Origin of the sequence: Moorena sp. SIO3B2, from assembly GCF_010692525.1 — a bacterium.
GTDB lineage: Bacteria > Cyanobacteriota > Cyanobacteriia > Cyanobacteriales > Coleofasciculaceae > Moorena > Moorena producens.
Genome location: NZ_JAAHHE010000228.1, coordinates 1 through 10,227 on the forward strand (window position 1 = coordinate 1; position 10,227 = coordinate 10,227).

Annotated in this window: 10 protein-coding genes; 3 read left to right on the forward strand and 7 right to left on the reverse strand. The window is 42.1% G+C overall.

Going from position 1 to position 10,227, the window contains the following annotated elements:
* Positions 1-102: PD-(D/E)XK nuclease family transposase (locus F6K38_RS28820; RefSeq protein WP_287358493.1), on the reverse strand; the 102-nt coding region annotated here is incomplete at its 3' end.
* 344 nt (positions 103-446) lie between these two features.
* Between F6K38_RS28820 and F6K38_RS28825 the strand changes: the two genes are divergently transcribed.
* On the forward strand, positions 447-809 hold the full coding sequence (locus F6K38_RS28825; protein ID WP_287257263.1) for a XisI protein: 363 nt from the start codon (positions 447-449) through the stop codon (positions 807-809).
* Positions 796-927, forward strand: a complete 132-nt coding sequence (locus F6K38_RS28830) for a hypothetical protein (RefSeq protein ID WP_287257262.1) — start codon at positions 796-798, stop codon at positions 925-927. The genes F6K38_RS28825 and F6K38_RS28830 overlap by 14 nt, the downstream gene beginning before the upstream one ends.
* 194 nt (positions 928-1,121) lie before the next feature.
* Here F6K38_RS28830 and F6K38_RS28835 read toward each other — a convergent pair whose 3' ends face one another.
* Together F6K38_RS28835 and F6K38_RS28840 are read right to left on the reverse strand one after the other, a co-directional pair.
* Entirely contained in the window at positions 1,122-2,066 is a 945-nt protein-coding gene (locus F6K38_RS28835) for an Rpn family recombination-promoting nuclease/putative transposase (RefSeq protein ID WP_287358481.1), read from the reverse strand.
* A gap of 103 nt (positions 2,067-2,169) precedes the next feature.
* Positions 2,170-2,721: a Uma2 family endonuclease gene (locus F6K38_RS28840; RefSeq protein ID WP_287358483.1), complete on the reverse strand. Its 552-nt coding sequence runs from the start codon at positions 2,719-2,721 to the stop codon at positions 2,170-2,172.
* Positions 2,722-3,203: 482 nt separating this feature from the next.
* Between F6K38_RS28840 and F6K38_RS28845 the strand changes: the two genes are divergently transcribed.
* On the forward strand, positions 3,204-3,437 hold the full coding sequence (locus F6K38_RS28845; RefSeq protein ID WP_287312470.1) for a hypothetical protein: 234 nt from the start codon (positions 3,204-3,206) through the stop codon (positions 3,435-3,437).
* Between the two features lie 520 nt (positions 3,438-3,957).
* Here F6K38_RS28845 and F6K38_RS28850 read toward each other — a convergent pair.
* The 4 genes from F6K38_RS28850 to F6K38_RS28865 form a co-directional block, all read right to left on the reverse strand.
* Positions 3,958-6,510 carry an SAV_2336 N-terminal domain-related protein gene (locus F6K38_RS28850; RefSeq protein WP_287358486.1) on the reverse strand — a complete coding sequence of 851 codons (2,553 nt, stop codon included), beginning with the start codon at positions 6,508-6,510 and terminating at the stop codon, positions 3,958-3,960.
* 5 nt (positions 6,511-6,515) lie between these two features.
* Complete coding sequence (locus F6K38_RS28855) at positions 6,516-7,484, reverse strand: AAA family ATPase (protein WP_071102797.1); 969 nt, start codon at positions 7,482-7,484, stop codon at positions 6,516-6,518.
* Positions 7,481-8,941: a VMAP-C domain-containing protein gene (locus F6K38_RS28860; RefSeq protein ID WP_287358489.1), complete on the reverse strand. Its 1,461-nt coding sequence runs from the start codon at positions 8,939-8,941 to the stop codon at positions 7,481-7,483. Before F6K38_RS28860 ends, F6K38_RS28855 begins: the two co-directional genes overlap by 4 nt.
* Positions 8,942-8,987: 46 nt before the next feature.
* A partial coding sequence (locus F6K38_RS28865) for a metallophosphoesterase (RefSeq protein ID WP_287358491.1) occupies positions 8,988-10,227 on the reverse strand: 1,240 nt, incomplete at its 5' end.

Below are 10,227 nucleotides of genomic sequence, written 5' to 3' on the forward strand. Positions count from 1 at the left end.
GTAGATCATGGCATTGAGAAAGGAAATCAGAATATCCTTACTCTGATCTGAGCCAAATATTTTTTTGAAAGCAAAGTCAGTTTTTGGGCTGATGAATCTCATGGTTTTACAGGTTGATATAGGGAATCGGGAATCGGGAATCGGGAATCGGGAGGCGTAGGGTGCGTTAGGGGTGGGCTAGCCATGATTTTACGCCTCTTCGTTCCTGCTTGAAACAGCCCCCCCGTAACGCACCATCAGGTCAAACTAATATCTTATGGAGATTAGGTTTACGTAGCCAGTTGCGCCCCTTCCAAAACCTGGTGAAATGTAGACATGCCGTGCCCAAGTATTTTTAGCCTCGGTTATAACCAATAAAACTATAATAACAATATCCCTCTAATCCACGTTCTACATGCCTGCCAAGGACTTTACCACGATGATGAAAACCAGGAGGAAATTACGCTATGGAAACCATCACTGGAGTAACCAATTGTGCTACATCTCTTATTCAGATACTGAAAAACTATTGTAATATCCTCAATCGTCACAAAAATAATTCTATCAATAATACTGTCATCAGTAATATCATTGTTAGCGATGACAAAACTCGCTATCTAGTTATTACCGAAGGTTGGAAGGATACACAACGAATTCATTCACTCATCTTTGATGCTGAAATACGTAACAATAAAATTTGGCTACACCATGATGGTCTAGATCACGGCATTACAGAAGAGTTACTGGCGGCGGGAATACCCAAAGAACAAATTGTTTTAGCCTTTCATCCTCCCCATATCCGACAACACACTGGCTATGCTATTTCCTAGCTATCAGCTATCAGCCGTCAGCTATCAGCCGTCAGCTATCAGCTTATGCGCTACGCGCACGCTACGCGAACAGCTATTAGTTAATGCGCTACGCGCACGCTACGCGAACAGCTATTAGTTAATGCGCTACGCGCACGCTGCGCGAACAGTTATCAGCTTATGGGCTATGGGCACGCTGTCTTGAGGTGCTGAGGTTTCTTTTAAGCTGACGGCTGACCGCTGACTGCTGAATGCTTACGGGAGTAGGGAGTAGGGAGTAGGGAGTAGGGAGATAGGGAAAAAAATATCACAATTGATTTAGTTACCCTATAGCTACTTTGAACTAGAGTGCTCTTCCAGCCAGTTGAGTAAGTCCTCACTGGTGTTAAAATCCCAGATGGCTTTTGATAAACGGTCTAGGTCTTGGTTGGTCAAGGCTTCGATTAATGCGATCGCATTCCTGGTTAGTTGTCCAAAACGGCTCTCAAGCAGTCCCAATAGTAAATTTCTTTTCCCTTCTAGCCTTCCTTCTTCTCGTCCTTCTAGTCTACCTTCTTCTCGTCCTTCCCTTTTCGCGAAACTCCATGCACGTCGCGCGTCCTCCAAGGCCATCTCCTGTTTGCGGAGTTTTTCTACTTCTGAGACACTCAACCCCGCTTGATTCGCTATAGTTAAGGCTTGTTCTAGCTGTGGGATTTCCCTGAGCTGGTCAGGAATAATTTCTAAGTTGGGTGCTTCTTTGATAAAAAAGATCCACTTATCTATTACACTTTCCAAGTCTTCCAATTGCTTAGTAAATTTCGGGAGTTCCACAAACACCAGCTTTAACTCGTTCTCCTGATAAGGCAAGTGGTCTTCTTCTTCTTGAAAGTAAAAACAGCTAATTACTTTCTCAGTTGAGGGGAATAATTTAAAATCCGTGATGGTTAAAGCAATAACCGGATTTAGATCGAAATATCCCTGTCCCGATTTCAGTTGATTACCATAGGTTTTGCACAAGTTATACACCACTCGCTTCTCGAAAGCCTCCACATTCCATAGTTGCATCTCAATGATGACAGTCGTTTTATCTTCTAATACTGCCTTAACATCCAGATAGGTGTCTTTTAAATCTACTACATCCCCCGCACTATAGGGATCAATAATTTCTAAATCCTCGATGACGGAATTACCAGAGTAGATCATGGCATTGAGGAAGGAAATCAGAATATCTTTACTCTGATCTGAGCCAAAGATTTTTTTGAAAGCAAAGTCAGTTTTCGGGCTGATGAATCTCATGGTTTTACACCTTTACGAAGTTTATAGCGTTTATCATAGCTATGAGGTAAACAAGATTTTTTCACTCTTGCCTATTCCCTGTTCCCTGTTCCCTTGTATATACTCAATCAAACTCCGGTGCCCACACCTCAACAACAGGTAATTCCCAACCAGGAAGCAATTCTGGAACTTGCAGCACATCCCCATCCCCCAGCACAACTTTATCCCGATTGAGGCGATAAACTTCCATGGTGCGAGTTCTCGGATCCACTAACACCCCAACTTTAGTTCCCAATTCCAGAAATTGCTGTATCTTCTGGCGCAATTTTGCTAGGCTATCGCTCCTAGATTTAACCTCAAATGTCAAATCAGGGACTAATTCAGCGTAATTTTCGGTAGTCCGAGGTAGACGTTCAGCTAGGATAAAAGACGCATCGGGGGCGCGAACATCTCCATCTTTATTCGGTAAGCGAAAACCACCACTAGAACCAGAAACTCTGCCTAATTTGCGGGGTCTTACCCAGTTACGAAGTTGAGCAGCGATTTCTATTGCTACTTCATCGGATTCTAACCCTGAAGGACTCATAAAAATAATTTCTCCCCCTACTAATTCCATCCGATAATCAGGATGCTGTGCTTGCAGTGTTTCTAAATCTTTGACTGTTAAATTAGGCATTATTAAAATCCTCCATCTACAGTTTTAGTTTATATAGTCGTAGGGTGCGTTAGGGACGGAATCGCCCTGATTGTAAGGGTCGCGCCTTGTTGGGATAGCCCGTCCCGTAACGCACCACCGGGTCAAACTATACAGTCAGTTTTATTTACCATGAGGTACAAAGGGATCCCCCTAAATCCCCCTTAAAAAGGGGGACTTTGAGTTTGATAAGTGTACCTCATAAATTCAATCAACGCTATATATAGTCAATTTTATTTACCCTATTACTTTGCTCTATCGCTTTTAAAATTAGGCAAAAGTTTTAAGAAAATTTCCACACTACCCACACTACCCATACTAACCACATTAGCATCTTACTTATGCCCTATTTACTATTATAGCAATTTTAAATTTCCTAATAAAAAAAAATTCCTAAACCTCTTGACTTTTAATTAATTTATGTATATATTAATAATATACCCCATTTAAGGATACTGTTGATCATGACTAAAAACATTCCGCCTAACTCCGATGACAATCAAACTCCTGAAAACCCTGGTCGTAAACCTAAGAAAGTCAAGTACGTTTTGATCGGTTCTCCTGAACAAGTTCGGCATACAATTAATGCCATCTATGGCCTGAAATACGCCTATCCCGACGAGTGGAGCACTCCAGAACCTACTGAAAAGCCTGGTGAGGTGATGACTTTTTTGATTCGCTATTTCTATGTAGACTAGGATAGGGTTTTGCCAGGGTTTTGACGCCCTGGCAACCAGGAATTGTGGCGGTTATGTTTAAGCTATCAGCTTATGCGCTACGCGCACGCTACGCGAACAGCTATCAGCTTATGGGTTAGGTCACAGGCTGGAAGCCTGTGCCACAAAGCTGACCACTGACCACTGAGGAATGTATTCGTTGATCAGCAGTATCTAAATTTCAGTTAAGCTCCGCTGTATTTGTGGTGGCTTACACAATATAATTCGGTCAAGGATTGGGATTAACCACAACTTGACCGATTTTTTTTTATTGGTACAGCACTACCCATTACGGCGCTTGGCATAACTATCAAGTAAACTGAATTTTCTCCCTATTCCCTCTTACCTGCTCCCTGCTCCCTGCTCCCTGCTCCCTAAAAACCCAGAACTTTGTACCTAATTGAATGGGAAACCGAGGTAAGATTAGGATATTCCTAAACTCCGAAACCTAGTCCTAGCTTACTTCTAACTTCTGACTTCTAACTTCTGACTTGCGCAAGGGCTAGTTCCTCCCAACACCACGAGCCACACGAAAACCGACAAGCCCGTAGATGAGATCGCGCGGGCCATAGCTGAGGCGGGAGGCAGAACGGCAATACCAAGGAAGGTCGTTCCACGAGCAGCCCCGCACTGAATGATAATCATTACGATTATTTTTAGTCCAGATACTCCCATCTTTAGGGGCTCCTTCGTAATTATCATGAGTTGGATCCGCACACCACTCCAAAACATTACCGTGCATATCGTATAAGCCAAAGCCGTTGGGGGGAAAATCTCCTACTTCGGTGGTTTCTCCTCGATATTCCCCTTTTGCTTCCTCTGCATAAGTATAGGAAGCGTTATAATTAGCTAATTTACTGGTTATGGTCTCTCGATAATGGAATGGCGTGGTAGTTCCTGCTCTACAGGCGTATTCCCATTCCGCTTCACTGGGTAATCTGTATTCCGTTCCTGTATAGTAGGAAAGGCGATCGCAAAATTCTACTGCATCGTCCCAGCTTACTTTCTCTACTGGTCGATTGTCTCCTTTAAATCTGGAAGGGTCTGGATCTAAGTCCCGCTTAATTTTTGGAAGCTTGGCCACAGCTCGCCATTGGGTCTGGGTGACCGGATATTTCCCCAGGAAGAAGGGTTGAATGGTTACTTGGTGTTGAGGTCTTTCCCTGTCATGACTGTACCTCTCACTTTCCGGGGAACCCATTAAGAAGCGTCCTGCTGGAATATACACCATCTCTAGGTCTACTCCATTCCGCAGATCTTGAGTGAAATAATCCGCTTGTTTATTTTCTGGCTTGATTATTTCTCCTCTACGGTTAACTGTTACTACTTCAAAGGAAAACTGCTTGAAATCTTTTTTTCTTGCGCTTGCAAGTTCTTCAGCCAAACGAGCATACTCCCCTCCTAATCGCCCTAATACTTGAGCCTTGAGGTGTGCAAAGGGACGAATTTTTTGGTCTAACCAATCATTACTTGTAGTTGCCGGTGTAAGTAAACGTGCTTCAAATTCCTTTACTGATAACCCTAATTTTTTAGCAATAAACTCAGATACTTTATCAATAACTGAAATGGTTTTACTAATGGGTACAGAATCTACTAATAACTCCCTTATCCCTGGCTTAAATTCGTACTCAATATAATCGGGATTTGAATCTTGGTCTATCGGTGTTATAGATTGGAGCAGTCCACTCATAAACACCTCTGCTACATGAATTTGGGTAGATTTTGGTAGCAGGGTTTGCTGAATTAGTTGCACTACAGGTAAACTAACGGGAGCAGCTGCCATTAATCCAGCTAACCGACGCGCCATAGGAGAAGCCGTAGCACGAAATCGACTAACTAATACTGGTGCTTCGAGTTGGGGTTGACTGGGTTTACGATCTAGCGCTCTTCTCTGTGGTTGGGGGTTTTCGGATACATTAAAATTAAACCCCACTGTACTAACATTCCCCTGACCTGCTATTACCTGTGACCAGACCAGTAGGGGGTAGGGTTCTAAGGTAACCACGGGAACATTTACAGAATTCCCAACTTCTGAAAGAAGTCCAATATCATCTTCATCCCAAGGTTTAACAATAAACTGAGAATTGACAACTCCAGGACTAAGAGAATGCAATTGCACTGGTGTTTCTGAACCTAAAGCCGTGCGTTCCCAAAGCCGTTCAGGAAGTAGCTGAAGGATAGTAAGTAAACCATTGCGTCCCCACAACTCTAGCACTGGATGAATTAATTGTCTGCGCCAAGCCACAGAAATACAATCACTCACCAATAAAATTAAACGTTGTTTCTTGGGGTCAATTAATACCTGGGGAGGATGGGGAGTGGAACTATAACATCCCGTGCTAGTTTGAGGAAATAAGTTTACTTTGGTTTCAGTAATCCTTAATTCCCACGTGCGTACATCCCGAAAAGCTCCATGATGCTTGACTAAATTTTGCAGTTCAATGATTGTCTGTTTCCAAACCGCAGTTGAACTAGTTTTTTCAACTACCAACGCTAACTCTAACCATCGTTCGGAAGCAGGTTTCAGAACTGGTAGCCAAATTTTTGATTCGGCAATTTGGTAAACAGTTGCTTCCTGATCCAAGATCGTTTCTATAGCAGATGGGACTTTCCGCATTAACGGACGAAGTGCCCGTCCCAACGCCAGACTATTTCTCAATGCTACCGCTGCTGGCACTTTAATCGGAATTGCTTCTCTACTTTCTTTAGTCTTGTTAGGTTTGGAAGAGGGTAGATAAACATCAGCACCAGGTTTTGTGACTTCAGGTAACGGTGATTCTTGGGTATCTGTTTGGATATCTGGAGTTTGATTTCGGGGTTGCTGTGATTGGTCTTGGGATACCGTTGATGCTTGCGATGGCTGCTGTGATTGCTGTGATTGGTCTTGGGATACCGTTGATGATTGAGATTGCTGCTGTGGTAATGGCTGCTGTGATTCCTCTGACTCCTGTATTGGCTCGTCTAGATGAATAGCCAACCAGAGAATTTCTGCTATTTCCCGAGCAGTTAAATCAAATCCTGCTTGTTCTAGAATAGCGATCGCTTTTCCCACCATATCCCTTAGGTACTACTGAGGTACTGCAGCAATCGGTCAATTAACCTTTCTTTGTTCTGGTCTTTGTCTTCTTCTTGAGAGTCAACCATGGGAGAATCTTCTGTATTGAATGTGTTAGTTAACAGATAAATGGCATTGAGCAATTGGTCTGTAGCCAAGTCTCCTTTCTGCCGTCGCTTGAGAAACGTTTCAATAATCGGTTCAGCTTTTTCAAGAGTATCTAACCCTAAATGAGCTTTTACAATCTTTTCTAATTCCTTGGGAGTTGGTTCCCGTAAATCTAATCGTAAACAGCGTCGTAAAAAAGCTGGGGGAAATGCCCTCTCTCCATTACTGGTAAGGACTACAAAGGGAAAGGCTTGACAGCTCACCTTTCCCCTATGGATGGTTCTGGTTTTATTATCCCAGGTTTTGACAACAATGTCTGGAAACTGGTCACTGATTCGTGTTAATTCCGGTATTTCAAATTCTCCTTCCTCAAAAATAGTCAATAAATCATTGGGTAAATCAATATCGCTTTTATCCATTTCATCAATTAATAATACCCTCGGGTAAGTTGAGGGGAGTAACGCTGTTCCCAAGGGACCCAATTGAATATACTTACCAATTTCCCCTAAATTATCCTTACCGCTGCCTTGAGCATCTTGTAATCTACCAATGGCATCATAACTATAAAGTCCTTGCTGTAAATGGGAGCGAGTGGTAATATTCCAACGTAACACCTTTCCTAATTGTAACTCTTGAGCGACTGCATAGGCCAAAGATGTTTTTCCTGTGCCTGACTTTCCCGTTACTAATAAAGGACGACGCAGATACAACGCTGCATTAACTAACTCTATTTCCTCTGGCCTGCTCTGATAGGTTGTACCCCGTTCTTTTTTCTCAAATTTCCGCCAGCTAGGAGGCTCAGGAAGGCGTTTAATGCCTTCGTGGCGTTGTTCGGGAGTTCCGCGAAAGATTTTCCAAGATGTCATAGCGTTGTATAGTTAATCTGGGGTGGTAGTAGATCGGGGTCTTCCCACAAAAGAGCAAGATGGTGTCCGATATGTTCTTGTTTCTTCTTCGCTTTAGGAAAAGCTTGTAACCGTTGTTCTTTTACTTTTTCAGGAAGCTGATTTATTTGACAATTCAGTAATTGATCGAGAGCCTGTTTACAATTTATAGTTGTAAAATTATTTTGTCTGAGCCATAAAGTAACGGGTATTGCCGCACGATCAATAGCTTTCAATTTTTCCTCACATGGGGGGTGATTCAATTTTACTACTATCGCATTTATTTGTTCCAAATGACTATACAATTCTGACCAATCCTCAAAATTACTAAAAGCAAAGTTAGCTAAGCATATAGTTTGACATAGATTTTGAACTTGTCTCCATTTTCTTAACCATTTGCCTTGATGTTTATAGTTTTTCAAGCGTCCGATAGAGCGAAAAATAACACAATACTCGCTACCAATGGGAATTGACTGATTATTCTCTTTAATCTCAATTCTTTCAATTTCATAGTTCAATAGTGCATAGGGTAAAAAAAATACAATTCTTAGTTTATCGTCATATTCTCTGGAATATTTAATTAACTGATCTAGAAAAAATTCTATTAACTTTGGCAAGTCTTCAATAGAAAATAGATCTTGTTCTGATTCTCCATCAGCTGGTGGAGTCTCTAAAATTTTACAGTTTTGATGATTTCGTAAGTAATCATAATTACTTATATCAGGAATGAAGCAAGCTGAAACTTGATAATTAGGTTGACGTTGTTGGTGATATTGTTTACTGGGATCTACCTTGACAAGCAGATAAGGTTGTGCATCTAAGTTTGGTTGCTGATGATTTTGAGACTGACTGCTAGTCTGAGGTAATAAATCAGAAACGTTATTGGCATTTTGTTTTATCCATTGCTTGAGTTTCTCAGCAGTTTGCTCGGGAATATCTCCAGTTTTTAATAAACGAGCAACAAATTGTACAATAGGTTTTTCATTATCAGTTCCTTGAGGTGTATCATCCAATTTTTCTAGAATTTCATAGAAACTGTCAGGGAGTTCATTTTCCCAATCATCCCATAAGTTATTAGGACAACAAGCTTGATAAGCCTGTTGCATTGCTTCGATAATATTGTTTGGTAAAGGAAATAATATGGAAAGTAAACTAGGCGAAATTTTAAATTTTTCGGAATAGAGTTGTTTTAATTCATAATTACCTGGATTTTCGTTAAGTGCTCCATCAAGTAAGTTTCCTAACTTATTTTTAGCATCAAAATATAGTGCTACTTTGTAAACAATTTCAGTTAAATCTTCCCCACGAGCTATCTCTTCCAGATTTTTACTGAACTGATGTCGTAGCATCATTTCTAATTTAGTTTTACTAGGGAAAGCACGAAGCAGTGCTGACTCTATCTGCGCGAGGAGATAACCAGGGGTATTTCCAGCATTCATTTACAGTTACTTCAATAGTTTAAGGGATAGATTTGCCAAAAATTGATTACAACTCAATACAATAATAATTCAAAGCCCCTTGTCCCGCGCCCTGACTCCACCGTGAATCAGGTTTCCAAGCACCATTGGGTTCTTCGCGACGGCGAGTGTAGACAGTGAGCTGATTACCTTCAAATGTCAGTAGATTATATTGCCAGGGATAAGCGGATCGTAGTTCAAAGGTCGGTGCGCCAAAGGTACCAGCACAAATTTGGTCGAGTTTGCGTCCACCTGGGCTAAGGTCGTAACGGAAAAGGCTGGTTTCGGCTTTGTGGATATGTCCGTGGAGGAAGAAGCGAAATCCAGCAACGGCCAATTGTTCAATGAAACCTTTGTCAGTAATGCGATCGCTTCCGTCACTATGGAGGGGATGGTGCCAAACCGCTAGTTTTAGGCAGTTGCGGTAATCTGGGTTACGGCGAATTTTGGCCAGGGCTTTGCTTAGAGCACCGGAGTGGATGCTAGCCCGGGCTCTGAAGTGATGATCCAGTTGCCAAGCTGAGTTTAGTCCTAGGATCAGCAAGTTTTGCTCTGGGAGATGGTCGATAATGGCTTGCTGGTCATAGTCGAGGGGATAGGGTTGACCTTTGATAGCTTGATAGAATTGGCTGAAGTGGGCAAAGCGTTGTTGGTATTTGGTTTGATCTCGGACTCGAATCACCTCTTCACTGACTTTGATGTAGTGACCGTCTTTTAGCTCACCTTCGTAGTCTTCGAGATCCCATAACTCATAAGCCTCCTTTGCTAGTGTCCAGTTGAGGTCATGGTTACCAGGAACTAGAACAATTTGCTTCGGGTCTAGGGAGAAGTCTAGGCAGAGGTTGTCAAGAAACTGTTGTGCAGCCTGGTATTCTTCTGGAGTGGAATAATTGGCTATATCACCGGAGAGGATCAGAGCATCAAGGTCAGGGATTTGAAGGTCTTGGGTGAGGTCTTGGGCGAGTTGGTTTGACCAAAGGGTAGCTTCCTCACTGGTGGTGATATGGAGATCCGAGAGGTGGAGGATATGGGTGGTTTGACAGGATTTTTTCCCACTCCTCGCCGTCCCAGGGCTCAAATCATGCTTGGCATTTTTGTCTAACCATTGCTTTAGTTGATCACCAATTGGGTTGGGAATATTTTCAGTTTCTAATAAACGAGCGCCAAATTGTATAATAGGTATTTCCTGATCATTGTAGTATTGAGGTATTTTATCTAAACTCTCTAGAATTTCCTCTAAACTTTCAGGGATTTCCTCTGCCGAATCA